General features: G+C 67.0%; 24 protein-coding genes, 1 tRNA gene and 3 pseudogenes. 15 read left to right on the top strand and 13 right to left on the bottom strand.

Annotated elements, in window-relative coordinates:
* Positions 1–156: 156 nt before the first annotated feature.
* Positions 157–975: a substrate-binding domain-containing protein gene (locus BW733_RS03800; protein ID WP_077348034.1), complete on the top strand. Its 819-nt coding sequence runs from the start codon at positions 157–159 to the stop codon at positions 973–975.
* A gap of 57 nt (positions 976–1,032) precedes the next feature.
* Positions 1,033–2,517 carry a rhamnulokinase gene (locus tag BW733_RS03795; protein WP_077348032.1) on the top strand — a complete coding sequence of 495 codons (1,485 nt, stop codon included), beginning with the start codon at positions 1,033–1,035 and terminating at the stop codon, positions 2,515–2,517.
* A 3-nt stretch (positions 2,518–2,520) separates the two neighbouring features.
* On the opposite strand, the gene BW733_RS03790 is transcribed toward BW733_RS03795, so the two are convergent.
* From BW733_RS03790 to BW733_RS03775, 4 genes and pseudogenes are all read right to left on the bottom strand, one after another.
* Positions 2,521–3,624, bottom strand: a complete 1,104-nt coding sequence (locus BW733_RS03790; RefSeq protein WP_152024548.1) for a class II aldolase/adducin family protein — start codon at positions 3,622–3,624, stop codon at positions 2,521–2,523.
* A gap of 151 nt (positions 3,625–3,775) precedes the next feature.
* Positions 3,776–4,309 (bottom strand): glutaminase, encoded by a 534-nt coding sequence (locus tag BW733_RS03785; protein ID WP_250638010.1) that lies wholly within the window; start codon positions 4,307–4,309, stop codon positions 3,776–3,778.
* Positions 4,310–4,394: 85 nt separating this feature from the next.
* Positions 4,395–4,499: pseudogene (locus BW733_RS20015) on the bottom strand (hypothetical protein); the annotation flags it as partial.
* 139 nt (positions 4,500–4,638) lie between these two features.
* Positions 4,639–4,712 (bottom strand) — tRNA-Gly (locus tag BW733_RS03775).
* A 373-nt stretch (positions 4,713–5,085) separates the two neighbouring features.
* Here BW733_RS03775 and BW733_RS03770 point away from each other — a divergent pair.
* From BW733_RS03770 to BW733_RS03745, 6 genes are all read left to right on the top strand, one after another.
* Entirely contained in the window at positions 5,086–5,880 is a 795-nt protein-coding gene (locus BW733_RS03770) for a DeoR/GlpR family DNA-binding transcription regulator (RefSeq protein WP_161490119.1), read from the top strand.
* A 61-nt stretch (positions 5,881–5,941) separates the two neighbouring features.
* On the top strand, positions 5,942–7,018 hold the full coding sequence (locus BW733_RS03765; protein WP_077348024.1) for an autoinducer 2 ABC transporter substrate-binding protein: 1,077 nt from the start codon (positions 5,942–5,944) through the stop codon (positions 7,016–7,018).
* A 77-nt stretch (positions 7,019–7,095) separates the two neighbouring features.
* On the top strand, positions 7,096–8,664 hold the full coding sequence (locus BW733_RS03760) for a sugar ABC transporter ATP-binding protein (protein WP_077348022.1): 1,569 nt from the start codon (positions 7,096–7,098) through the stop codon (positions 8,662–8,664).
* Positions 8,661–9,668, top strand: a complete 1,008-nt coding sequence (locus BW733_RS03755) for an ABC transporter permease (RefSeq protein WP_077348020.1) — start codon at positions 8,661–8,663, stop codon at positions 9,666–9,668. Before BW733_RS03760 ends, BW733_RS03755 begins: the two co-directional genes overlap by 4 nt.
* A complete protein-coding gene (locus BW733_RS03750) occupies positions 9,665–10,738 on the top strand; it encodes an ABC transporter permease (protein WP_077348018.1) in 1,074 nt (357 codons plus the stop codon). The genes BW733_RS03755 and BW733_RS03750 overlap by 4 nt, the downstream gene beginning before the upstream one ends.
* 28 nt (positions 10,739–10,766) lie before the next feature.
* Entirely contained in the window at positions 10,767–11,621 is an 855-nt protein-coding gene (locus tag BW733_RS03745) for a sugar phosphate isomerase/epimerase family protein (RefSeq protein ID WP_077348016.1), read from the top strand.
* 25 nt (positions 11,622–11,646) lie between these two features.
* On the opposite strand, the gene BW733_RS03740 is transcribed toward BW733_RS03745, so the two are convergent.
* Positions 11,647–12,537, bottom strand: coding sequence for a patatin-like phospholipase family protein (locus tag BW733_RS03740; RefSeq protein WP_077348014.1), 891 nt, complete (start codon positions 12,535–12,537; stop codon positions 11,647–11,649).
* Positions 12,538–12,629: 92 nt separating this feature from the next.
* Here BW733_RS03740 and BW733_RS03735 point away from each other — a divergent pair, with 92 nt between their 5' ends.
* The 5 genes and pseudogenes from BW733_RS03735 (at position 12,630) to BW733_RS03715 (ending at position 16,536) form a co-directional block, all read left to right on the top strand.
* Positions 12,630–12,800, top strand: coding sequence for a trigger factor (locus BW733_RS03735; RefSeq protein WP_077348012.1), 171 nt, complete (start codon positions 12,630–12,632; stop codon positions 12,798–12,800).
* Positions 12,755–13,087: pseudogene (locus tag BW733_RS03730) on the top strand (transposase); the annotation flags it as partial. The gene BW733_RS03735 and the pseudogene BW733_RS03730, both read left to right, overlap by 46 nt.
* Before the next feature lie 267 nt (positions 13,088–13,354).
* The gene (locus BW733_RS03725; protein WP_077348008.1) at positions 13,355–14,584 is read left to right on the top strand and encodes an IS110 family RNA-guided transposase; all 1,230 of its coding nucleotides are present in this window, start codon (positions 13,355–13,357) and stop codon (positions 14,582–14,584) included.
* A 22-nt stretch (positions 14,585–14,606) separates the two neighbouring features.
* Positions 14,607–15,488, top strand: a pseudogene (locus BW733_RS03720) (ISL3 family transposase); the annotation flags it as partial.
* A 142-nt stretch (positions 15,489–15,630) separates the two neighbouring features.
* Complete coding sequence (locus BW733_RS03715) at positions 15,631–16,536, top strand: cation diffusion facilitator family transporter (protein ID WP_237268286.1); 906 nt, start codon at positions 15,631–15,633, stop codon at positions 16,534–16,536.
* Here BW733_RS03715 and BW733_RS17725 read toward each other — a convergent pair.
* A complete protein-coding gene (locus BW733_RS17725; RefSeq protein WP_152024547.1) occupies positions 16,509–17,165 on the bottom strand; it encodes an MFS transporter in 657 nt (218 codons plus the stop codon). The genes BW733_RS03715 and BW733_RS17725 overlap by 28 nt on opposite strands.
* Complete coding sequence (locus tag BW733_RS03710; RefSeq protein WP_077348002.1) at positions 17,083–17,607, bottom strand: MFS transporter; 525 nt, start codon at positions 17,605–17,607, stop codon at positions 17,083–17,085. Before BW733_RS03710 ends, BW733_RS17725 begins: the two co-directional genes overlap by 83 nt.
* On the opposite strand from BW733_RS03710, the gene BW733_RS17720 reads away from it, so the two are divergent.
* On the top strand, positions 17,561–18,100 hold the full coding sequence (locus BW733_RS17720) for a hypothetical protein (RefSeq protein WP_152024546.1): 540 nt from the start codon (positions 17,561–17,563) through the stop codon (positions 18,098–18,100). The two genes, BW733_RS03710 and BW733_RS17720, sit on opposite strands and share 47 nt — an antisense overlap.
* Positions 18,101–18,609: 509 nt before the next feature.
* Here BW733_RS17720 and BW733_RS20010 read toward each other — a convergent pair.
* The 6 genes from BW733_RS20010 to BW733_RS03680 all read right to left on the bottom strand — a co-directional run bounded on the left by BW733_RS20010 (position 18,610) and on the right by BW733_RS03680 (position 22,774).
* The gene (locus BW733_RS20010) at positions 18,610–18,747 is read right to left on the bottom strand and encodes a helix-turn-helix domain-containing protein (RefSeq protein WP_418361342.1); all 138 of its coding nucleotides are present in this window, start codon (positions 18,745–18,747) and stop codon (positions 18,610–18,612) included.
* 463 nt (positions 18,748–19,210) lie between these two features.
* Positions 19,211–19,774 (bottom strand): NUDIX hydrolase, encoded by a 564-nt coding sequence (locus BW733_RS03700; RefSeq protein WP_077347998.1) that lies wholly within the window; start codon positions 19,772–19,774, stop codon positions 19,211–19,213.
* Positions 19,771–20,961 (bottom strand): GHMP family kinase ATP-binding protein, encoded by a 1,191-nt coding sequence (locus tag BW733_RS03695; protein WP_077347996.1) that lies wholly within the window; start codon positions 20,959–20,961, stop codon positions 19,771–19,773. Before BW733_RS03695 ends, BW733_RS03700 begins: the two co-directional genes overlap by 4 nt.
* Positions 20,958–21,776, bottom strand: coding sequence for a nucleotidyltransferase family protein (locus BW733_RS03690; RefSeq protein ID WP_077347994.1), 819 nt, complete (start codon positions 21,774–21,776; stop codon positions 20,958–20,960). The genes BW733_RS03695 and BW733_RS03690 overlap by 4 nt, the downstream gene beginning before the upstream one ends.
* Before the next feature lie 39 nt (positions 21,777–21,815).
* Positions 21,816–22,436, bottom strand: a complete 621-nt coding sequence (gene dhaL / locus BW733_RS03685) for a dihydroxyacetone kinase subunit DhaL (RefSeq protein WP_077352685.1) — start codon at positions 22,434–22,436, stop codon at positions 21,816–21,818.
* 86 nt (positions 22,437–22,522) lie between these two features.
* The gene (locus tag BW733_RS03680) at positions 22,523–22,774 is read right to left on the bottom strand and encodes a PLD nuclease N-terminal domain-containing protein (protein ID WP_077347992.1); all 252 of its coding nucleotides are present in this window, start codon (positions 22,772–22,774) and stop codon (positions 22,523–22,525) included.
* Positions 22,775–22,809: 35 nt separating this feature from the next.
* Between BW733_RS03680 and BW733_RS03675 the strand changes: the two genes are divergently transcribed.
* Entirely contained in the window at positions 22,810–23,814 is a 1,005-nt protein-coding gene (locus BW733_RS03675; protein ID WP_152024545.1) for an AMP-binding protein, read from the top strand.
* Positions 23,815–23,850 lie beyond the last annotated feature (36 nt).

Below are 23,850 nucleotides of genomic sequence, written 5' to 3'. Positions count from 1 at the left end.
TCGAGAACACGGTCGTCGAAGCGATGGACTTCGATGAGGTATCGGGAGATCTGGTGGTGCGGGTCAGGCCGTTCAAGCGGTGCATGAACCGGTGCGGGATATGCGGGAGCCGGAGCCCTCGGTTCGACAGGGGCCGGGGACGTCGTCTTAGTCGTCATCGACACCCAGAACCCCTTCTACGGTTCCATCGCGCTCGAGGCTGAGGAGGTCGCCGAAGCGCACGGCCTCGGGCTCTTCGTGGCCAACAGCCACCTCCGCGATGGCAAAGAGGAGTACTACCTCTCCCAATTCGAGCAGCAGCGGGTGCGCGGCGTGCTCGTCACCCCGAGTGGCGCGGACCTAGATCAACATCGCGCGACGGCGCACCGCGGAACCCCCGTGGTATTGGTCGACTCCGTCGATCCGGAGGAGGGCTTCTGCACGATCGTCGTCGACGACCACTACGGCGGCTATCTCGCCGTAGATCACCTCATCGGCCTGGGGCGCACGAGAATACTCGTCGTCGGAGGGCCGCCCCATTTCCGCCAGGTGGGCCGTCGGCACGCCGGAGCCTTGGCTGCCGCCGAGGGGAGGGGAGTGGAGTTGGCCTATCTGGAGGCCCCGGACATGACGATCCTCGCCGGGCGCGCCATTGGCGAGCAGATCCTGCGCACGATGTCTCCGATCCCAGACGCGATCTTCGCGATGAACGACCTGCTCGCGACCGGGCTGTTGCAGGCGCTGGTGATGAACAGGGGTGTGCGGGTCCCCGAGAACATCGCGCTCATCGGCTATGACGACATTGATTTCTGCGCCAACGCAATCGTGCCGATCTCCTCGGTGCGCCAGCCGAGCGCGGAACTCGGGCGGCGCGCCGTCGAACTGTTGGAGGCTGAGATCGACGACGGCCGAACACATGAACACGTCTCGGTGGTGTTGAAGCCGGTGCTCGTGGTGCGGCAGTCGACGGCGGGAACTGCCGCAACCCAGGGCTGACCATTCACGCCGGGGGCGCATGCTAGGCTCCGTGAAACGATTCAGTGAGGAGTTGTGATGTCGCGGATCCTTGCGGCCGTGGACCTCGGTGCCTCGAGCGGGCGGGTCATCGCTGGTGTGCTGACCGACGGTCGCTTCGACCTGCGCGAGACCGTGCGCTTCCCCAATCGCCCTTACCGCCTGCCAACCCCCCAGGGGGATCGCCTGCACTGGGGCGTGTTGGGCATGTGGGGCTCGATTCTCGAGGGCCTGCGGACCGCGGCCCGCGACCTAGGTCCGATCGAGAGCATCGGCATCGACACCTGGGCCGTCGACTATGGGCTGCTCGACGCCAACGGCGAACTGATCGGCAACCCGGCCAGCTACCGGTGCGCACGCACCCGCCCGGAGCAGTTCTTCGAGGCGATGCCCGTCGAGGAACTGTTCGAGCTCGTCGGCCTCCAAATCCAGCCCTTCAACACGGTCTTCCAACTCGCCGTCGAATCTCAGGAGCGACTTCAGATCGCGCAGCGCATCCTGCTCATGCCCGACCTGCTGGGCTACTGGCTCACCGGCCGTCCGGTGGCCGAGGTGACCAACGCCTCCACCACCGGTCTGCTCGACCCGGTGACTCGCCGCTGGCAGCCGACGGTGCTCGACGTCGTGGGGTGCCAGTTCGCTCGCCCCATCGAGCATCTGTTGCCGGAACTGGTCGAGCCAGGAACGGTCGTCGGCCCCGTCATCGCCCCGGACCTGGACTTGCACAACGCGGCGGGGGAGCCGACGCAATTGGTCGCGGTCGGCACCCACGACACGGCGTCGGCCATCGTCGCAGTTCCCGCCGAGCGCGACGACTTCGCGTACATCTCCTGCGGCACGTGGTCGCTGGTCGGCTTGGAACTCCCGGAACCGGTGCTCACGCCCGCCGCCAGAGAGGCGAACCTCACCAATGAACTGGGCGTGGACGGAACGGTTCGCTTCCTCAAGAACGTCATGGGACTTTGGGTGTTCAACGAGTGCCTGGCCACGTGGCGCAACGCGGGCCATGAGCTCGCCGTCGCCGATCTCGTCGCGGCCGCTGCAGCCGCCGAGCCGCTGCGGACCATCGTCGACATTAACGACGCAGCGTTCTTCCCGCCGGGGGACATGCCGGGGCGGATCGCCGAGTGCGCCACCCGCACGGGGCAGCCGGCGCCCCGCAACGAGGCTGAGACGGCGCGCTGCGTTTTCGACTCGCTCGCTCTGGCCTATCGCCAGGCCGTGCGTCAGGTGGCGGATGTGGCCGGTCGCGACGTCGGTGTCGTGCACATGCTGGGTGGCGGCATCCAGAACCGGCTCCTGTGCCAACTCACCGCAGATGCCACTGGCCTGCCCGTTGTTGCCGGCCCCGTGGAGGGGACGGCTCTGGGCAACCTCGTGGTCCAAGCTCGTGCGGTCGGCCTGCTCGATGGCGGCCTGAGTGAACTGCGCCAGGTGGTGCGGGCGTCGTCGCACCTGGTCAACTACACCCCCGGCCCGACGGACGGATGCTGGGACGCGGCCGAACGGCGAGTGTGGGGCTGATCCTCATGACCCGGCCGAGACCTGCTGGCGGTAGGACTCCGCTTCCCAGGTCTCGATGAAGTGACGCTCGCGTTCGTTCAGGACGCGCGAACCGCCGAGCCTGTCGGCGTCGCGACCGACGACCAACGCGTCGAGGAACGTGCCCAGCGCGATCGTCGCGGCCTTGTCGGTGTCGCCGACCGACGCGACGCACTGGCCCGGCGCCACTGCAGTGATGGGCTGACGCCCGTGCTCGGCCTCGTAGCTCGCGACGGCCGCCTCGACGTCGTCGATCCCCTCCAGGATCACTGGGAAGGAGCCGGCGTAGACGATCTGGTCGGGGATGAGGGGGCCCCGGCTGACCGCGGCGGCGCTGAGGCTGGACGCGGACCGAACGACGTCGTCATTCGACCACGCGATGGCGTCGCGCCCGGCGGCTACCCGGAACGCCTCCGCGACGCTGGCTCCGTCGTCGGCGCGCTGCGGCACCACGGGGGCCGGGGTCTCGTCGATGGCCGCTTGGATGGTGGCCGAGAGCCAGGTGATGCGTTGCGCTACCTCGTCGCGGTTGTTGCCGGAGACGATGATTCCGTGGTTGCCCATCAGCGTGATCGCGGGGGCAGGGTGTCCTGTGCGGGCCTCGAAGGCCTGCCGCTCCCGGTGGATCTCCTTGGCCAGCGGCACGCCCGGATCGGTGTAGTCGACCCAGATCGCCTCGTTCCCCAGCAGCCGCTCGGCCAGTGCCCGGCCGTCTTCGTGGCACGTGAGCGCATTGGCCACCAAGGGGTGGAGGTGCAGCACCAGGGAATCCGGGATCAGCGCGTGGAAGAGGATCTCGACGCTCGGCCGACGGCCGCCCGGGTCGCCTACGCGGGCGGCGGTGGCTGCCGCCATCACTGGATCTCCGTCGACCTCCTCGTCGGATACCAGCGCCTCGAGGAGAACGGGGATCCGCAGGGGCACGAGGTCGTTGTCGCGAAGGGTGGCCAGCGTCGTGCCGCTGGGCTTGATGTAGAGCACCCCACCGTGTTTGACGGAGGCGTTCCCGCCCCCCGCACGGGCGTAGGCCTCGTCTGATCCGAACTCGTTGGCGAGGCGGATGAGTTCGTCGTGCAACTGTGCAGACATCGTGACTTCCTGACTCATGAATCGTTTCACTCTTCCATCCAGAGCATAGGCTACAAGGCGCGCGGGGTGGAGAGGGTCGGCTCCTAGGGTCGATACAACTCGGGTGGAGGCTGCCCCAGGACGTGGAGCCACAGGTGATCGGCCAGGACAGTCACCAGCGACTGTCCCGCACGCTGATGCCGTGTTCATCGAACGGCGACCACACGTCGCTGCCCAGCCGCCCGGGCGACACGGCGAGGATGCCGCACGCGACGCGCTCCTGGATGGGACGCCGACCGCGGAGACCCAGTCGCCGGTCGTCATACATGCCACAGGTGGCCATCACGCCGAGGCACTGGCGCACGGCGGCGTCGAAGATCTGCTCGCCGGTGCGCGGCTGCCGACCGCCGTTGGTCAGCGTCGCGCCCATAATCGCCAGATCCGTCGCCGTCACGCTGATCGCGCATTGGCGGGCGTATCCGGCGACGACGTCGTGGGTCTCGTCGGGCAGGTCTTTCTCGACCCCGAGGAGGAGCGGTCGCGAGGTGGCGGTGGACCATCGCCAACTCGGCCTCGTGGACCTCCTCGTCGACGTCGAGACGCCGGCCGACGAGGCGCAAAGAGAGGCCGAGGATGAAATCGTTGCGAGCGGTGGCATTCCTGCCGGGGGGATGCTGTGCACCACGAGGGCACCGGCCCTGATCATCGGATTGTTGGGTTGCCCGGTCGAACTCATTCACCCTCTTCGCGCCAAGTGACTGGATTGCAGTGGCGTACCCAAACGCCCTGAAAATGGACTGGATCGTGAACCTGTCGTCGCCGTCACCCGCCGCCCTCGTCGCGCCGACGGTGTCGGTGACCGCCAAGGCGCAGCGCTCGGGCCCGCCGTCCGACATCTGTGCAGGCGCGCCCATCGGCTCCCCGCGCCGATCGGCGCACTTCGTCGATGCGCCTGGTCAAATCACGCCGGCTCCCGTACATTGACAACACTACGGCGAGACGTGCAGTGCCCGGGCCGCGGCGCCCAGGCACGTGTGGAGCGGATGACGGGAATCGAACCCGCGTAGCTAGTTTGGAAGACTAGGGCTCTACCATTGAGCTACATCCGCAACGACGCCCGAGCATATCAGGCTCGTCGGCGTTCGTGTTGTGCGCCGCCCTCCGAGGCCATGCTCCGGGCCGCGGCCGGATGCTCCCGTCCTGGTCACCGGGGCGCGGGTCCCGAGGTCGTCCTTGTGGTTGCTTTCGTTTTCGTCACCGATTCGTGATGCCAATCGTTGTCGAAGCGAAAACCCTGAATGACTGTGACTTTTGGATACGGGACGATGGTTCATCCGGTCGTGTCGGGAGCCTCGCCGTGGGGAAACGAAAGCGACGTGCTTTCGCTTGGTTTGTTTTGTGGACGGGGAAGAAACGGCGATCTAGAGTCGGGGCCAAGCACTGCCGCAACAGGGGCACTGCAGACGGTCAATGAGGATTGTTGTGACGAAGCTTGATGAGGCTGGCCGCCGTGAAGCCATTCACCGGTGGCTCGAGCGACTGGGGCGCGCGAGCGTGAGCGACCTCGCGACGCAATTTGGTGTGTCCTCGGTGACCATCCGAAAAGACCTCTCCGAACTGGAGTTGCGTGGCCTCTTGACCCGCGTCCACGGTGGCGCGACCCGCACCTCCCTCAAGGACGAAGGGTCCTTCCCGTTCCGGCTGCAGGATCAAGCCGAGCAGAAGCGAGACATCGCCAGACGCGCGGCCAGGCTCGTCCACAGTGGCGACCGGATCGCCCTCGATTCCTCCACCACCGCACACCACCTCGCGCACGAGTTGCTTGAACTGCGTGACCTCTTCGTCCTCACTTATTCGATTCCGACAGCCACGCTGTTCCTGGACAGCTCGTCGGCATTCGTGTTCCTGCTCGGCGGGCCGATGCGTCGCTCCTCGCGGGCTTGCGCGGTGACGCCGATGAGTTCCTGCTTCGGTGGACAGGTTGACCTGTTCTTTTTCAGCGCGCGGGGAGCGTCCCCAGCCGAAGGCTTCTCGGAGGTGTCCTCCGCCGAAGCCGAGGCCAAACGAACGTTGGCGCTCGCGAGCCGACGCAACTTCGCCTTGCTGGATTCCTCGAAGTTCACGGCCGACGCGTACCACCCGTGGCTGCCGACCAGCCGCGTCACCGGGCTCATCACCGATCGCGGCCTCAGCCCGGCCTTAGCTGAGGCATGGCGCGCGGCGGGGCTGAGCGTCGACACCGGCGGCCCGGTCCGAGGAGGTGGTGTGCCTCCGTGACCCTCGAATCCCACCGACCACCCACGACCACCGAAGTACCAACTCGATTCAAAGGAGAAGCATGTCAAAGGTACTCAAGAATTTCCTGACAGCCGCCACCGTGGGCGCGCTGCTCTTCACCGCTGCCTGCACCACCCGCAACACCGAGACGACGACCACCACCCCTTCCGGTGGCGACACGACGACCTCAGCTGAAGCCACCACCGGTGGCGAGGCCGCGGGCGGCGAGTTCACCGTCGCGTTCGTTCCGAAGATCCAGGGCATCCCATACTTCGAGGCCATGAACACCGGTGGCAAGGCCGCCGAGGCTGAGATCGAGGGCCTGACCTGGATGTACCAGGGCCCGACGACTGCCGACCCGGCCGCCCAGGCCGACATCGTGCGCTCGATGATCCAGAAGAAGGTCGACGTCCTCATCGTCGCCCCGAACGATCCCGACTCCCTTGCGCCGATCCTGCAGGAAGCCAAGGACGCCGGCATCAAGGTGGGCACGTCGGACACCGACGCCCCGAACTCCGTGCGTGAGGTCTTCGTAGAGCAGGCCACCAGCCAGGCCATTGGCGAGTACACGGCCGACACGTTGGCCAAGGCCATGGGTGAGAAGGGCACGGCCGTGATCGTCTCCTGTGGCGAGACCGCGGAGAACCTGAACTCCTGGATCAAGATCGAGGAAGAGACCTTCGCCAGCAAGTACCCGGACATCAAGCTGCTTCCCACCGTCTACGCGGGCGAGGACCAGAACAAGGCCACCCAGATGGCGACCGACTTGATGAACGCCAACCCTGACCTCAACGGCATCATCGGCCAGTGCACCACGTCGGCTCCGGGCGTTGCCCAGGCCGTGCGCGACGCCGGCAAGATCGGCCAGGTCTTCACCGTTGGTGTGGGTACCCCGCAGGCGATGCTGCCGTACCTCGAGGACGGCTCGTCCTCCGGCTCAATCCTCTGGGATGTCGAGAACCTCGGCTACCTGACGGCATGGGCCGGCGCCCAGTTATTCCAGGGCAAGGCGTTTGAGGCCACCAATCAGGTCAGCGACAAGATCAAGGACGTCGAGTTCCGCGACGACACTAAGGAACTCATCCTCGGCCCGCCGCTGGTCCTGACCAAGGACAACGCGGGGCAGTTCAACTACTGATTCTCTGACACGACGGCTGGGGGCACAGCGGTGCCCCCAGCCGCCCACAGTGAAGGCACTCAGACAAGGAGCTACGGATGGCCGTCGCACTACCCCCACCCCGCAGGGTGGAGGGCACGCCGCGCTTCGCCCTGCAGGGGGTCAGCAAACGGTACGGAGGCGTTCGCGCCATCCGGAATGCCGACTTCACCCTCATGCCCGGTGAGGTGCACGCCGTCGTCGGTGAGAACGGCGCGGGCAAGTCCACCATGATCAAGATCATCGCCGGAGCGGAGTTCCCCGACACCGGCACCTTCGAGATGGACGGCGAGTCCGTCTCGATCAGGTCGGCCTCCGACGCCCTCGACAAGGGCATCGCCGCCGTGTACCAGGAGGCGCAACTCTTCGGCCAGCTGGCCGTGGGCGAGAACATCTTCCTCGGCCGCGAGATGACCTCCGGTTCCCGCATCGACTGGGCAGGCCAGAAGCAGCGCGTGGTCGATCTGCTCGCCGCGTTCGGTCTGCCCGAGAGTTTCGTCACACGCAAGGTGGAGGAACTCTCCGCCGCCGAGCAACAGCAGGTCTCCATCGCCAAGGCCCTGTCGCACGATGCGAAGATCCTCATCCTCGACGAGCCGTCGGCCATCCTTACCGACGCCGAGATCGAGAATCTCTTCACGGCCGTCCGGCGGCTCGCCGCCGAGGGCGTGTCGGTCATCTACATCAGCCACCGTCTGGACGAGCTCTTCGAGATCGCCGACGTCGTCACGGTCATGCGCGACGGCGAGACGCTGGGCACCTTCGACATCGACGACCTCAGCGTCTCCTCCCTCGCCGACCTCATGGTGGGAGGCGAGTTCGAGGCCTCCGAGGCCTCCCGCCACGAGCCCACCAACGGCGAAGTGCGCCTGTCGCTCAAGGGTCTCGCTTCCGGCAAGCGGTTCCACGACGTCAGTCTCGACGTGCGCAGCGGCGAGGTCGTCGTCCTGTACGGCCTCGTCGGCTCCGGCGTCGCCGACATCGCCGCGGCTGCATACGGCAAGCAGCCGGTCACCGCCGGGTCCATGGAACTGATGGGCAAGCCCTACTCGCCCAAGTCCGCATCCGAAGCGCAACGTGCGGGTCTGGCGATGCTGCCTGCCAACCGCAAGAAGGAGGGCATGTTCTCCTTCCAGCCGATCGCCTTCAACATCTCCGTGGGCTCGCTGAACCTCTTCCACAAGTTCGGTGTGGTGATGGACAAGACCAAGGAGAAGGTCGTCGCCGACGACATGATCAAGGCCTTGGCCATCAAGACCCCGAGCCAGCGCCAGAAGATCTCGGCGCTCTCTGGTGGTAACGCACAGAAGGTCGTCATCGCGCGCCAGCTCGTCGACAAGCCTGACGTCCTCGTCCTCGCCGAACCTTCGCAGGGCGTCGACATCGGCGCGAAGGACGAGATCCACAAGCTCATCGACCAGGTCTGCGACGACGGCGCCGCCGTGCTGGTCGCGACCTCGGACCTCATGGAGGCCCTCCGCATCGCGGATCGCCTCATCGTCATCCGCAACGGAACGACGTTCACCGAGTTCGAGCGGGGCGTCAGCCAGGCCAAGGTGCTGGCCGCAGCCTCGGGCGCGCTCAGTGAGGGCGACGAGATGCAACTCGCGAAGGGAGAGGACGCATGACCGCCGCCACCATGGCGCCCACCAGGACGCGCCGCGAACGCGTGCTGCCACCCGCGATTACCGGTCAGGAATACATCCTCATGGCCGTGATCGCAGCACTCTGGCTGGTGCTGTCGTTCGCTACACCCGGTTTCCTCGAGCCCTACAGCGTTCAGTCGCTGCTGTGGCGCCTTGCCCCGATCGGGATCATGGCCATCGGCATGACCATCATCATGGTCACCGCCGGCATCGACATCTCGGTGGCCGCCATCCTCATGGTGTGTTCCGTCACGATCGGCAAGCTGATCACCGTCGGCGGGATGAACTTCTGGCTCGCCCTGCTCATCTCGATCCTCGTGGGTGCCGCACTCGGTGCGATCAACGGGTTGTTGATCAGCTTCGGCCGCGTACCGGCGATCATCATCACGTTCGGCACCGCGAACCTGTTCCAGTTCCTCGGTCTCAAGATCTTCAACTCGCAGACGGTCAACGGCCTCCCCGCGAGCCGCGCGATCCTCGGCCCAGGTGCTGAGGGCCGTGTCCTCGGGGTGCCCATCGCGTTCATCCTCATGATCGTGCTCGTGGCCATCGCATGGTTCTACCTCCGGCACTGGCCGGGTGGGCGTCACTTCTACGCCATCGGCGACGACGAGAACGCCGCCTCCTTGGCCGGCGTCAACGTCCGGGGGAGGGTCTTCATGGCCTACGTCCTCATGGGCATCCTCGTCGGCCTTGCCGCGGGCATCACCATCGCCGGCGGCACCTCGACGCTCGACCAGAGCGTCGGCCGCGGCACCGAGTTGATGACCATCGCCGCCACCGTCATCGGCGGCACCTCCGTCGTCGGCGGACGCGGCTCGGTCTTCGGCGCAGTGCTCGGTGCGCTGCTCGTCCAGACGGTCGCCACGGGCGTGACCCAGCTCGGCTGGCCCTCGCAGCTGTCGAACCTGTTCGTCGGCATCTTCATCATCATCGCGGTTGGCGCAGACCTGATCCGCGAACAGCGCAGGAAGGCCAAGCTATGAGTGCGACGACGACTCACGAGACGGTTGCGCCCGCCAAGGAGCGGACCGACATCGTCAAGCTGCTGCTGACCAACCGCACGGTGCTCATCATTGTGCTCCTGCTCCTGCTGGTGGGCATCTTCGGCGGCCTGAGCGCCGCGGGCGTCATCGCGCCCGGCTACAACTCCGATTACCTTTCTGCGGCGTTGATCAACCTCGTGCCCCTCACGATGCTGGCGCTGGCTCAGCTGCTGGTGATCATGTCGGGCAAGGGCGGCATCGACCTGAGTGTGGGCGCCATCGTCTCGCTCGCGGGCATGATCTTCGGCTTCATGCACGGCATGTGGGGATGGCCCCTGCTGCTGGCGATCATCGCGACCGTCATCTTCGGTGCCCTCTGCGGGCTCCTCAATGGGGTCCTGGTGGCGTACCTCGGATACCCGCCGCTGATCGTGACCTTGGCCACCTACTACGCGATGTGGTCGTTGGCCCTGGTCATCAACAACCAGAAGCCGATCAACACCCAGCCGATCCAGGAGCTGTACGGCCTGTCGAAGGCCGTGGAGCTTCCCCTCATCGGCCAGTACCTGCCGCTCGTGCCGATGGGTGTGTTCCTGTTCCTGATCCCCACGCTCCTCGTTGTGTGGTTCGTCGTGTCGAAGACGACATATGGGCGTGAGCTCTACGCCATCGGCACCAACGACACGGCGGCGTCGTGGGCGGGCATCAACACCCAGCGCACCCGCGCCCTCGTCTACGTCGGAGCTGGGGCCATCTCTGGCCTGGTCGCTGTGGTCACCGTGTCACAGTTCGCCTCGGCGCGACCCGACTCCGGCGTCTCCGGCAACGGCATGGCCCTCCCCGCGATCACGATGGCCGTCTTGGGTGGCGTCGCGATCACGGGCGGCATCGGCACTGTCGCAGGCGTGTTCCTCGCGGCACTGCTGATCGTCTGGCTCAACGCGGGCATCCTGCTCGCGTTCGAGGGCAACAACGGCACTCAGCTCCAGCTGTTCGCCCTGGGTGCCGTGCTCATCGGCGCGGCCCTCCTCAACGGCATCACCAACCGCAAGTACAGCGGAACCAAATAGACCCCTCACTAACGACGAAAGGACAGTCATGAAAATCGGTATCCACTCCATGGTCTGGGTCGGCGAATGGAACGACGACGGCGCCCGCGAGGCGATCGCCCGCACTGCGGAAACGGGCTACGACCTCATCGAGCTGACGGCGATCTCGCCCTCGACGATGAATATCCCGCTGACGGCCAAGCTGCTCGAGGAGAACGGCCTCGGCTGTTCCGCCTCGCTCGGCTTGGGGCCCCGCACCGACATCTCCTCCGAGGACCCCGACGCGGTCAAGGCCGGTCGCGACCTTCTCTTCCAGGCCCTCAACGTCGTGCGCGACTGCGGCGGCTCGATGCTCTGCGGCGTCATCTACTCGGCGCTGATGAAGTACTCGCACCCTGCCACCGAGCGCGGGTTGGAGAACTCCCGCACGGTGCTCGCCGAGCTTGCGGACAAGGCCAAGGAGTCCAATATCAGGCTCGGCCTCGAGTTCTGCAACCGGTACGAGACCAACGTCATCAACACGACGGCTCAGACGCTGAAGTTCATCGAGGAGATCGGGCGCGACAACATCACGGCGCATCTCGACACGTATCACATGAACATCGAGGAGAATTCGATGGCGGGTGCGGTGAAGGATGCCGCGGCGGCCGGCAAGCTCGGCTACGTGCACGTCGGCGAGTCGCACCGCGGCCAGCTCGGGACGGGCTCGGTCAACTGGCCTGAGTTCCTGGGCGCGTTGAAGGAGGTGGGCTACGACGGCATCGTGACGTTCGAGTCCTTCTCCAGCAAGGTCGTCCACCCCACCTTCAGCAACGATCTCGCCATCTGGCGCAACCTCTGGGATGACAACATCGCGCTCGCCAACGGCGCGCGCGCGTTCATCCGGGAACACCTCGGCGCATAGGCCACATGCGCTCAGGCGGGGGCCATCAGGGCAGTTCGACGAACTCCTTGATGGCCCCCATCTCGCGCTCTGCCTGCTTCCGTCCGGCGCGGAAGACCGAGCGCAGTACCGGGACCCGACGCTCCGAGTTGCTGATCGGCATCTGATCGGGGAACAGGAGCAGTGCCCGACCCGCTCGCTCCAGCTGCGCCAGTTCGTCAAGCGTGCGGTTGTAGTTGGCGGGCCGTGCCAGCAGGCCCCTGGCGATGCCGGGGTAGCGGCGAAACAGCGCGCGGTAGGCAGCCGGGAAGCGAGCCGTGGGCTTCCGGTAGCCGCGCTCGCGCGTCATCACCACCAGGAACTTCTCGTACCCGGCCGCCTTCGCCGCATCGACGGCGAACCCACCGGTGGGACCGAGCGCGCCGTCGCAGTAGGCCACGTCGTCGATCATCGTCAGCGGCATCAGGCCCGGCATCGTGGACGACGCCCGGACCCGCTTCATCAGGGCGAGCTGATCGTCGATGTCGTCGCGGCCCCAGTAGACCATCTCGCCGTCGTCGCACCGGATCGCGCCGATCGCCAGTTGCGCGGGGTTGCGACGGAAGGTGTCGAAGTCGAAGGGGAGGGGCTGGTCGGGGGCTGAGGTCTGCTCGTAGATCCACTCCGCGTTGAACACCCCCTTGCCCTGCGCCCACGTGCGCCAGTTGCCGAACTGCGGTTCGGCCGCGAAGTCGACGAAGGAGCGCTCAGCCCGCGCGGCGTCGCGGCCGAGGTAGTTGACCAGGCAGCTCGACCCCGCGGAGATGCCGCCCACCCAGTCGCAGTGGATCCCGGCACCCAGGAGGACCGCGAGCACGCCCGACGAATAGGACGCGCGCATTCCGCCGCCCTCGAAAATCAGGGCCGTATCGGTCACGTTGCTCTCGAGGTTTGTCACATCCCCAACTCTAGGAGCGGCTCCGTGATTGGTGCGACGGGCATTGACCGATAGACTCGCCACGATCATTTCAATCTTCCAGGAGTCCATTCGTGCCTAGCACCGTTGAGAAGCTGAGCCCGACCCGGGTCAAGCTCACCGTCGAGATCCCCTTCGCAGATCTCCAGCCCCACCTCGATAAGGCCTACAAGGAGATCGCGGAGCAGGTCAACATCCCCGGTTTCCACCATTCCTCGACTTCGGTCCGGCCACCCGCAAAGTGATCTACACCACCAACTCGATCGAGAGCTTGAACTACCAGATGCGCAAGATCATCAAGAACCGCGGCCAGTTCCCCAACGACGCCTCCGTGGTCAAACTCCTCTGGCTGGCCATCCGCACCATCGAAGACAAGAGAGCCCGCGAACGAGCCAAGGAAGCCGGCCGACCCAAGAGCGAGCCCCGCAATGCCCCCGCCAAACTCGTAGAAGGCTCAACCATCCAAGGCTGGACCAAAGCCCTCAACGAACTCTCCCTCCGCTACCCCGAACGATTCAACCGAAGCATCTAGAACAGACCACTTACACAGACAACTTGACGTAGAGGATGTAACCGTCCCCCGGCAAGGGGGCGTGTGACCCAAAACTTGACTGGCGGCCCCGCGGGGGGTCTGTCTTTGATCTGAACCGTCCACGACCCCTTCGCCGGTGGGGTGACCGACGAGGAGCGCCGGTCGAAGGCCTTGCATGACTTCATATGAGCCTGGAGAGCCCCATCAACGTCTTGTCTGCCCGGCCCCCGACCGGCGTGCCCACCATCAGGAAGGCACGCCACCATCATGACAACAACAACAATCGACCGCGACACGAGCAACGCCGTCGTTGCTGGTGTCGACACACACAAAGACACCCATCACGTCGCGGTGCTCGCGGCCGGTAGCGGTGCCCGGCTCGGGGACCTGCAAGTGTCCGCGACACCCGCGGGCTATGAGCAACTGCTCGGGTTCGTCGCATCGTTTGGTGCAATCGCGCTGGTCGGCATCGAGGGCACGAACTCCTACGGCGCGGGCCTGGCCCGCTACCTCGCCGCCGCCGACGTCACGATCCGTGAGGTGATCCGCCCCAAGAGGGCGCAACGGCGCCGCGGGAAGTCCGACCCGATCGACGCCTACGCTGCCGCTCAGCAGGCCCTCGCCGAGCCCGACACCCTGCCGATCGCGAAGACCAGCGACGGGCCAGTCGAGCAGATCCGGGTGCTGATGGCCGTGCGCCGCAGCGCGATGAAGGCCCGCATCGCCGCGCATCGACAGATCACATCCCTGCTGATCACCGCCCCGGACGCCGTCCGGACACGCTTCGCTCACCTCGACAGCGACCCCTTGATCGACACGCTCGCCGCCACCCGACCAGGCCCCGCGGTCAACAGTGTCACCGCCGCGACCGGGCAAGCGCTACGCCGGCTGGCGCGGCGCCACCAGGACCTCACCGCGGAGATCGCCGACATCGACGCAGAGCTACGCATCCTGACCACCCAGTCCGCGCCCGCGATGCTCGCCACCAAAGGGTTCGGCGTGATCACCACCGCAACCCTGCTGATCACCGCGGGTGACAACCCCGCCCGGCTCCGCACCGAAGCATCCTTCGCCGCACTCTGCGGAGCCGCCCCGATCCCCGCCAGCTCCGGGAAAACGACCCGGCACCGCCTCAACCGCGGCGGCGACCGGCAAGCCAACTGGGCCCTATACCAGATCGCGCTCGTACGGCTGTCCGCCGACCAGCGCACCAAGGCCTACGCCGCCAAGCTCACCGCCGCGGGCAAGAGCAAGAAGGACGTGCTGCGCTGCCTCAAACGCGCCATCGCCCGCGAGGCCTGGCACCTCCTCGTCCACCCCGCACCCACACCACGCATCGACGACCTCCGTCCCCTCCGACACCTGCGAGGGCTCACCCTCACCCAGGCCGCCGAACACCTCGGAACCGTCCCTGCACGCATCAGCGAACTCGAACGCGGCACCCGCCTGAACATCCAACTTGCGAACGCCTACCGCGACTACCTCAACGCCGCTTGACATCCATAGGAGCATCAAGCTCGACACCGCGTCAACGTTTGACCGGTTCGCTGACCTGACCAGGATCGGTGTCGATGAGATCAGCTACAAACGCGGCCACAAGTACCTCACCGTGGTGGTCAACCACGACACCGGGCGCCTGGTCTGGGCCGCTCCTGGACGTGACAAAGCGACGCTGAACCAGTTCTTCGACGAGCTCGCCGCGTCCGGAGACGCTGCTGGCCAGGACCGGGTCGCGATGATCAGCCACGTGAGCGCTGACGGGGCGAACTGGATCAAATCAGTGATCCGGAACCGCTGCCCCAGGGCGGTGCTGTGTGCTGACCCGTTCCATGTCGTGAAATGGGTCACCGAGGCCCTCGACACGGTCCGCAGACAGGCCTGGAGCGCAGCGACCGGACGCCGCCGTCACGACCCTGAAACAGGGCAGCAGCCCCGCTCTGTCGGGCAGGCTCAACGCCTTCAGCATTCCCGGTTCTCGATCTGGAAGAACCCGGAGAACCTCACTGCTAACCAGCATGTCCACCTCGACTGGATACGAACGTCTCACCCCACCCTGTTTCGGGCCTACCTGCTGAAAGAAGCCATGCGCACCTTGTTCAAACTCTCCCCCCAGGAAGCCCCGGCAGCGTTCGATCACTGGATCAGTTGGGCCCGCCGCTCACGCATCCCCGCGTTCGTCGACCTACAACGCCGGATCATGAAACACCGCGACGAGATCCTCGCCTCGATCACCCACGGTCTATCCAACGGACTGATCGAATCAGTCAACACCAAGATCCGACTGATCACCCGAATCGCGTTCGGCTTCCACGGACCCGAACCCCTCATCGCCCTCGCGATGCTGAACCTCGCAGGCCCCAAACCCAGCCTCCCAGGCCGCCCACGACCCACACATCCATGAATAGAGCCACTTTTCCGGGTTCGTTGCGCTTGGCAGCGTTCACATGGCCCGGCGGGCGCAACGAGTCCCGATAAGTGCTCAAGGTGGAACCCGGGCAGGGACGGATTTGGCCGGGTTGAGGGGCCAGAGGAAGATGGAAACCGTGACCTCCACCCGCGTCGACCTGACCAAGTTCGCCTGGCTCTCCATCGCCGCGGCGCTCGCCACGATCACGCTCAAGACCGGCGCCTGGCTCATCACGGGCTCGGTCGGCCTGCTCTCGGATGCGGCGGAGTCGGTGGTCAATCTCGTCGCCGCGATCGTCGCCCTCGTCGCGCTGAAGGTCGCCGCGAAGCCTGCCGACAAGAACCACCACTTCGGCCACTCCAAGGCGGAGTACTTCTCCTCGGCCATCGAGGGCGTGATGATCTTCGTGGCGGCGGCCGCGATCCTCGTCTTCGGCATCCAGCGACTCCTGAACCCGCAGCCTCTCGAACAGGTGGGCATCGGCCTGCTGATCTCGATCGTCGCAGCGGCGCTGAACGGCGCGGTCGCCGTCTTGCTGATCCGGGCGGGACGTAGGTACAACTCGATCACGCTCCGCGCCGACGGGCAGCACCTGATGACAGACCTGGTCACCTCGATCGGCGTCGTCGTCGGGGTCGGCCTGGTCTGGCTCACCGGCTGGGAGATCCTCGACCCCATCGTCGCGATCGCGGTCGGCATCAACATCCTCTGGACGGGCTGGAAGCTCGTCTCCGAGTCGACCTCGGGCCTGATGGACGAGTCGCTGCCGAAGGAGACCAACGCCCGGCTGCGCGAGATCCTCGCCTCGAAGACCAGCGATCAGGTCACGTTCCACGCGCTGCGCACCCGCGTCTCCGGGGTGCGCGCCTTCATGGAGATGCACATGCTCGTGCCCGGCGCCTGGACGGTCAAGGAGGGTCACGACGCGATGGAGGACCTGATCGACGAGATCCGCGACGAGTTCCCGGACCTGCACGTCACCGGCCACCTCGAGCCGATCGAGGACCCGCGCAGCTACGAGGACGAACACCTCGACCGCTGACCACCTAGCCGGTCGGCTCGTCGTCCTCCCAGGCGACGCCCTGCCTGCGCAACGGTGAGCCGGGCGCGACAAGCGTGGCGACGGCGAAGACGACGACCACGGCGATCAGCGTGACCCGCTCCCCGAGCCAGGCGAGGACCACGCCGCCAAGCGCCGAGCGGAGCACCGCGACGGTGCGGTTTGACCGAGCGGCGCGTCCCGTTCACCCTGCCGAGCAGCGGATCGGGGGTCAGCGCCGGCCAGTAGCCCATCTCGTTGGAGTTCTCGACGCCCGCGGCCAGACCGTGCAGGGCCAGCGACACGAACAACAGCGGAAGCTCTGCCGGCGTTCCCAGCGAGACGGCCACGAGCAGCCACGTCACCGGGTAGACGACGCGCGTGACGATGATCGTCGGCCCCGGGCCGAGCCGCTTGTCGATCGACGGCGCGAGAGAGGCGCCGACCAGCCCCGCGACACCGGACCCCGCGACCGACAGGCTGAAGGTCAGCGGCGAAAGGCCGAGCGTGCGCAGCGCGAGGATCGTCAGCACGGTCGCGCTCGCCGAGTTAGCCAGGAACCAGATGTGGGTGGAGATGGCGAACGGGCCGAGGGTCGCGTGGCGGTACGTCCAGGCGATCCCATCGCGCACCTGCGCGACGAGTCGTGGCCGCCCCTCGGTCGCCCTGCGCGGTTCGTCGACCTTGAGCTCGCGTTGAGGACGGCGTCGACGAGGTACTCACGGCGTCGACGGCGATGGCCAGCGGGGCACCGAGACCGGCCACGAGCCCGCCGCCGACGACCGGGCCGAGGGTCTGGGCGGCGGTGTCGCTCTGGTCGAGCCGGGAGTTCGCCTTCACAAGGTCCCTGCGCTCGACGAGGGTGGGCAGGATCGACTGGGTGGCGGCGAAGCCGAACACGGCGAAGGAGCCGTAGCCGACCAGCAGCAGGGCGAGGACCCAGCTGCTGAGCGCGTCGAGCAGCCAGAGCAGGGGGATCGCGGCGAGGCACAGCGCCCTGCCGAGGCTCGAGACGACGAGCAGCGGCTTGCGTCGCCACCGGTCGGCGTATACGCCCGCGATCAGGCCGATCAAACCCCAGTTCGTTTACGAACACGACTACAAGATCAACTACGCCAAAACCGACGCCAACTACCAATGGTCAACCAACCTTCCCGGCGCATACCGCGACACGAGGGCCAGCGACGGCAGCGATATGCTGGACTTCACCGTCGGTTCGCTGTTCACCTGGCAACTTGACGGGAAGAAGACATATTACGTCTCAATCCACATCCCTCTTTCCGGCGGTGGCCCGCCTAACACCGGCGCTACCCTCGCCGCCCAGATTTCTCCCAACGACGGAGGGCGCGGCGCAGCTCAAGCAGCAGTCGCAGGAGGCTGCGAGTTCCAGTTCAACCCGCACTCAACCAACCAGACACCCTCGCTCGGAAGCGGAGACGTAGGATGGTGCGGTGGAGTCAAGAACCCAGGCAAGACGTACATCCTCGTCTCGAAAGTGGGATTCGGCATCTTCGCAACGGGGTCCTGCCGAAACTGGAAGTTCGCACATGGATTCACCCCCTGCTGAGTTGCGCTGGGCGCACCCGGCAGCCGCGGCGGCACTGTTACTGCTGTCCGGCAGCCTGATCTGGTGGTGCTACGGCAGCGCCTCCCCGCCAGGCTGGCTCCCCGCGGTTGGCGGTGCCTCGCTTATCCTCGCTCTCGTCCTCATATCAACCGTCTCCAGCCGGCGCAGAACACGAGTGTTTCTCGCACTGTGGCTGCTCATCTTCAGCTGCGGCCTCAGCCTCGTCGTGGCACTGACCGTGCACCGAACTCGGGAATACTGCGTCACAACGTTCCACACCTTCAACGAGATCGCAGTCGGCCTTAAGTACAACGCCTTCACGGACGTGGTCACCTGCGTGAACCGGTCAGACCCTCAAGGCCCCACCTCAACAGTTCGCTCATGGACTGTCCTCCAGGGCAAGACCCCTTAACAGACTCTTCACAGATGGGTGACCCGCCCCGGGCGGATGGATGGCTTACCGCGACGTGATCGTCGACGTGACCGACGGTCGTCAACGATCGCCAGCCTCATTCCCGCACTTCTTTCGCAGTTGCGTTTCGTGACACGAAAGCGTCACTTTCGTGACTCGCCTGAGAACGCTCGAGTGCGCGGTACAGGGTGGATCGACCCACACCGAGATCCCGCGCGACTCTCGCCTTTGGGATCCCAGCCGCGATCTGTAGCCTGCTGAATACTCCACCAGGACACAGATCGTTGTTGTTGGATGTCCACCTTTCGATACGTGTCGAGGCCGCGACGGGTTAGTGAACCACCTCTCCGATGGCCCGGCTCAACATGTCGGAGGCCGCCTCGCGGCCGGAGGACGGTCCGGGGGAGTTGTGACGCAGCCCGCTACGGCCAGCAGCGAGGCGATCACGAGGAGCGGACGGCGGGCTCGCGGCATCTGCGAATGGATCCTGGAGATTCGAGACGCGAGTCGCCTGGACCTGGGTTCCCGCGGCACGACCTCGACGGTGCCCGTCTCGTCCGTGCACGTCTGCTCGCTCTTGCGGCCTCCCTGGGGTTGCGCGGATCGTATGGGGTTCACGCCCAGACGGTCCAGGTGGGACGGCGGTTGCCTCGCGACCGCGGGCGGCTGGGGCCTGCGCAGGAACGCATCCGGGACGGTCAGAATGCCGGGTGACCGGAACCGCCCTGTCCGCGCAGCGCCACGAGACCCGCATCTACGAGCGGCCCGAGCTCCGCCCGCACCAGTTCGTCATCGACGGCGAACCAGCGCACGTCCTCGGACTCGTCGGAGAAGTGCGGGACGGCGTCGCCCGGCACCCGCACCGCGAAGCGGATGTCGAGGTGCTCGTGGCAGGCGAAGCCGCCGCCGAGTTCGTGCGCGTCCAGTTGTGCGGGCACGAGCGGGCCGTCGATAGCGACGCCGCACTCCTCGACGCCCTCCCGCCGCGCGGCCTCGAGGATCGACGCGTCGGCCTCCTCGATGTGACCGCCGGGCTGCAGCCAGCGCCTCGCCTTCTTGTGAAAGACGAGCAGCACGCGCGTGAGGTCGTCGCTGAACGGCAGCAGGCTCGCCGTGAAGTGGACGGGGCCGCCCGGCTTGCGCAGGGACGCGTCGCCCCGCTCGGCGAAGGCGAGATAGCGCTGACGCAGGAGCGCCTGCTGCCGGTCGGCCTCAGGCCAGCCGGACAGCAGGCGCACCAGGTCGTCGTGCTGAGCGCTCACAGGCGCCGCGCGGGACCGCCGGGGCGGGTCACGACGATCGAGGCCGTGTCTTCCCACTGCGGGTACTCGGCGAGGTAGGCGGCAAGCCAGCGGTCGCCGAACTCCTCGGCCTCCGCGGTGGGCACGAGCGCCCAGACCGAGCCGCCGAAGCCGGCGCCGAAGCCCGCCGAGGCGGTGGCTCCGAGCTCGCGGGCCAGAGCCTGCAGCGCGTTGGTCTCCGGGATCTGGTTGCCGAGCACCTCGTCTGCGTTGCGGTGCGACAGGTCGGCCGCCTTGCCGAAGGCCTCGAGGTCGCCTGCGCGCAGCGCCTCGACGGCGCGGGGGATGGCCACCTCCGACTCAGTGATGAAGGCGTTGAGCCGCTTCGTGAGGCGCTCGTCGTGTGCCGCGACAGCCCGCAGACCCTCGAGGGCGTCCTCATCGGAGGAGAGAGCGTCTGCGACCGTCGCATGCTCGCTCCCGGTGGCGTCGTTCCAGAGTTCGGCGAGCTCGCGCGCGTTCAGCGACAGCGAGTTGTAGTGCTCCAGCGCGTCGCCTGTCTTCTCGGCGAGCACGCCGGAGACGGCCACCACGAAGCTCAGGTCCTCGGGCAGGTCGACGGAGTCGCCCTCCACGATGGGGCAGAACGTGAACTCGGTCAGCTGGCCGGGGTGGCAGCACAGCATCGCCGTGTGGTCCTCGGAGCCGCCGAAGGTGCCGACGCCGCGCAGACCCTCAAGGGTGCCGAAGGTCAGGCCGTTCTCCATCGTGGCCATGTAGCCTGCCAGGTCGATGTCGTCGTGGACGTTGGCCTTCCACTCCTCGCGCTTGCGGAAGCCGTTCTGGTCGATCAGGGCGAGCGAGACGGCCACTACGAGGGCGGACGACGAGCTCATCCCCGACGCCAGCGGCAGGTCCGAGTCGATCACGATGCGCGCCGGCAACAGGTCGCCGAAGTTGAGGTGCAGCCGGTCGACCACCGCCTGCACGTAGTTTGCCCAGTGGCCCTTCGGCAGCTGCGGGTCGACGCCGGGGGTGAGCTTCTGCTCACCCTCGACCGCGGTCGACGAGGCGACGACGCCCGGCTCGTCGGAGTCGGTCAGCTCGATGGTGATGCCACGGTCGACGGCGGCGAGCAGCGAGCGCCCGCCGACGTAGTCGGTGTGCTTCCCGAGGACCTCGAGCCGACCTGGGACGAACCACTTCACAGGGTGACCTCCGAGTCACCGAGGGCCTCGACGACGGAGGCGATGTCGCCGCGGTTGCTCATGTCGAGCACGCCGACGTCTGCCGTCACGACGGCGTACGGATCGCCGTCCTCAATGGCGCGGCGCACCGCGTCGGTGATCTCGTACTCGCCGCGGGCCGACGGCGGGATCGCCTTGGCCGCGGGGAAGATCGCGGGGGAGCACAGCCAGCAGTTCATCGAGATGACGGCATCGTCGCCGAGGCGGGCGATGGTCTCCTCGTCCGGCTTCTCGGCCAGCTCGGCCAGGTTGCCTTCGGCGTCGGCCGTCGCGAGCGCGAAAGCGGCGATCCGGTCGGGGGCGATGTTCGACTTCGTCAGCATGCCCCCACGGGTGAAGCCGACAAGTGCCGAACCGGGGACGTCGGCGAGCAGGCGCAGCGCCTCAGCCGGGTAGTAGTTGTCGGAGTTGATCACCAGGACGCGGTCGTCCCCGGCGAACTCCTCGGCGGCCAAGACGGCGTTGGCGGTGCCGAGGGGTTCCTCCTGGATCGCGTAGCTGATCGTCACGCGGCTCTTGTCGATGGAGTCGTAGTAGTCGCGTATGAGGTCGTGCTCGGGGCCGATCACCAGGCACACGTCGGTGAAGCCGGCGTCGGCCAGCGCGCTGATCACGTGGTCGAGGAACGGACGACCGACGGAGATCATCGCCTTCACGCCTGCGTCGGCGGCCTTGGACTGTTCGTCGCTGAGGGTCACACCCTCCGCTTCCTTACGCATGCGGGATCCAAGCCCTCGGGCGAGGATGACGGCTTTGTGGGGTGCCTCGAAGCTCATGGCCTCAGCGTATTGCCCACCCTGCGTGCGACGAAAACGTCACGAAATGTGCTGAGCGGCGGTGCGCAGGATGATGCTCATCGACACCGCGCCGGGATCGAGCACCCCGACGGACTCCGCGGCGCGCAGGTGGGCGCGCCCCCGCCTGGCGACCATCCCGGCGGTCGCGTCCCTGCCACGCTCGGCCGCGTCGGCGGCCTTTTCCAGCGCCTCGCCGAGCGGTTCGTTCTCGCGCGCAGAGGCCTCGAGCGACTCCGTAGCCGGGGTCAGCGCGTCGACCATCGTCTTGTCTCCGGGCTCGGCCTTTCCACGGGCCACGACGCCGCGCAGACCCTCGCGCACCGCGACGGCGATGCCTGCAGTGGTCGGGGTGGGAGGCCAGTTCGCGCCGGCGCGCAGCAGGAAGGTGCCGAACAGCGGCCCGGAGGCCCCTCCGACGTTGCTGACGAGCGCCATGCCTACCTGGCGCAGCGCCTCGAAGGCGCGCGACGCCTCCGTCAGATCGAGGGACTCCGCGGCCGCGAACCCGCGCCGCATGTTGGTTCCGTGATCGCCGTCGCCGAGCACCCGGTCGAGCTCGTTGAGCTCCTCGAGCCGCTCATCGAACTCGCGGGCACACTCCCGCAGCCATTCCCCGACAGCCGCCACACCTTCAGTCATCTTGACGACCTTCCTCTCTCCGTCACGCGCCACCAGTTTCCCACAACCCTGAGCGTGGGCTGTCAAACCGCCCAGGCGGGCAGGGGTCAGCGCAGACCGCGGAGGAAGTCTTCGTCGTCGTCAGGGGCGGATCCGGGGCGGGGAAGTTGACGGGTCTGCTTGTGCGGTCGGCCGAGGAACAGCCAGGCGACCGGCCCCACGACGGGCACGCAGATCACGGCGAAGGCCCACAGCCAGCGCGGCATGGAGCGCACGCGATAGCCCCGCGACTGCGCGACTTCGACGACGCAGTACACGGTGAGCATCACCACGGCGATGATGAGCAGGACGCGAGGCATTCTACGAGTCTACCTTCCGTCGATAGGCTTGCCGGGTGGAGGATCTCGCAGCACCCGTCGAACGGTTTCTCGGGGGAGGCCCCGGGCTGTGGCTCGCCCCGGGCCAGGGCACGGCGCCCGACGGCTGCGTCGTGGTCGCCACCTCCGGATCCAGCGGTGAGGCGAAGCTGGTCGTGCTCAGCCGGGAGGCGCTGATGGCAGGCGCAGACTCGGCCGCAGAAAGGCTCGGCTTCGCTGCGACCTGGCACCTGACCCTCTCGCCCCGCTACGTCGCAGGCCTGATGGTGCTCGTGCGTGGGCTCACCGGTGACGGCGTCGCGATCGCCGACCCCGCACTCGCGACCCTCGAAGCAGGGTCGGGGCGCAACTGTGTCTCGATCGTCGGCACGCAGCTCTACCGCGCCCTCGAGGACTCGGCGGTCGTCGCCCGGCTCGCCCGCTTCGACGCGGTCCTCGTCGGTGGTGCGGCGCTGCGCCCCGACCTGAGGCGCCGCGCCGAGGGCGAAGGGATCCGAGTGATCGAGACCTACGGCATGAGCGAGACCTGTGGGGGCGTCGTCTGGGACGGCCTTCCCCTTCCCGGCGTGGAGATCCGCCTCGGCGGACACGGGAGGATCGCGATCGGCGGGCCGAGCGTCTTCGAGGGCTATCTGGGCAGGCCGGAACTGACCGCCGAGACCCTCGTCGACGGTGCCGTGCTGACCCGCGACCGCGGCCACCTCGACGGCGACCGGCTCGTCCTCGACGGCCGGATCGACGACGTCGTCATCTCCGGAGGAGTCAATGTCGATCTGGCAGAGGTCCGCGCCGCCGTCCAGGCGCTGGACCCCGAGACCGAGGTCCTCGCCGTCGACGACCGGGAGTGGGGCGCCCGGGTCGTGCTGTTCGCGACGGGCGGCAGCCTCGAACTGTGGCGCGACCGGCTCCGCGGACGGCTGCCCGCCGCCTGCCTGCCCCGCCAACTGGTCACGCTCGACGCCGTGCCCCAGGGAGACGGGGGAAAGCCCGACCGAGCCCGGTTGCTCGCCCTGCTCGACTGAGGCGCGGCCGCGCCCACGCGCGAGCCGAAATCCGGC

It is taken from the genome of Tessaracoccus flavescens (assembly GCF_001998865.1).
Lineage (GTDB): Bacteria > Actinomycetota > Actinomycetes > Propionibacteriales > Propionibacteriaceae > Arachnia > Arachnia flavescens.
Note: the sequence above shows the minus strand (reverse complement) of the source record. Positions and strands in the feature narration are given on the sequence as shown.

What these genes read in the sequence shown, in the direction of transcription:
- BW733_RS03755 (WP_077348020.1), top strand. Translation starts at nt 8,661, where the DNA reads ATGACCGCCGCCACCATGGCGCCCACCAGGACGCGCCGCGAACGCGTG.
- BW733_RS03760 (WP_077348022.1), top strand. Translation starts at nt 7,096, where the DNA reads ATGGCCGTCGCACTACCCCCACCCCGCAGGGTGGAGGGCACGCCGCGC.
- BW733_RS03795 (WP_077348032.1), top strand. Translation starts at nt 1,033, where the DNA reads ATGTCGCGGATCCTTGCGGCCGTGGACCTCGGTGCCTCGAGCGGGCGG.
- BW733_RS03790 (WP_152024548.1), bottom strand. Translation starts at nt 3,624, where the DNA reads ATGTCTGCACAGTTGCACGACGAACTCATCCGCCTCGCCAACGAGTTC.
- dhaL (WP_077352685.1), bottom strand. Translation starts at nt 22,436, where the DNA reads ATGACTGAAGGTGTGGCGGCTGTCGGGGAATGGCTGCGGGAGTGTGCC.
- BW733_RS03750 (WP_077348018.1), top strand. Translation starts at nt 9,665, where the DNA reads ATGAGTGCGACGACGACTCACGAGACGGTTGCGCCCGCCAAGGAGCGG.
- BW733_RS03765 (WP_077348024.1), top strand. Translation starts at nt 5,942, where the DNA reads ATGTCAAAGGTACTCAAGAATTTCCTGACAGCCGCCACCGTGGGCGCG.
- BW733_RS03725 (WP_077348008.1), top strand. Translation starts at nt 13,355, where the DNA reads ATGACAACAACAACAATCGACCGCGACACGAGCAACGCCGTCGTTGCT.
- BW733_RS03745 (WP_077348016.1), top strand. Translation starts at nt 10,767, where the DNA reads ATGAAAATCGGTATCCACTCCATGGTCTGGGTCGGCGAATGGAACGAC.
- BW733_RS03785 (WP_250638010.1), bottom strand. Translation starts at nt 4,309, where the DNA reads ATGATCAGGGCCGGTGCCCTCGTGGTGCACAGCATCCCCCCGGCAGGA.
- BW733_RS03690 (WP_077347994.1), bottom strand. Translation starts at nt 21,776, where the DNA reads ATGAGCTTCGAGGCACCCCACAAAGCCGTCATCCTCGCCCGAGGGCTT.
- BW733_RS03680 (WP_077347992.1), bottom strand. Translation starts at nt 22,774, where the DNA reads ATGCCTCGCGTCCTGCTCATCATCGCCGTGGTGATGCTCACCGTGTAC.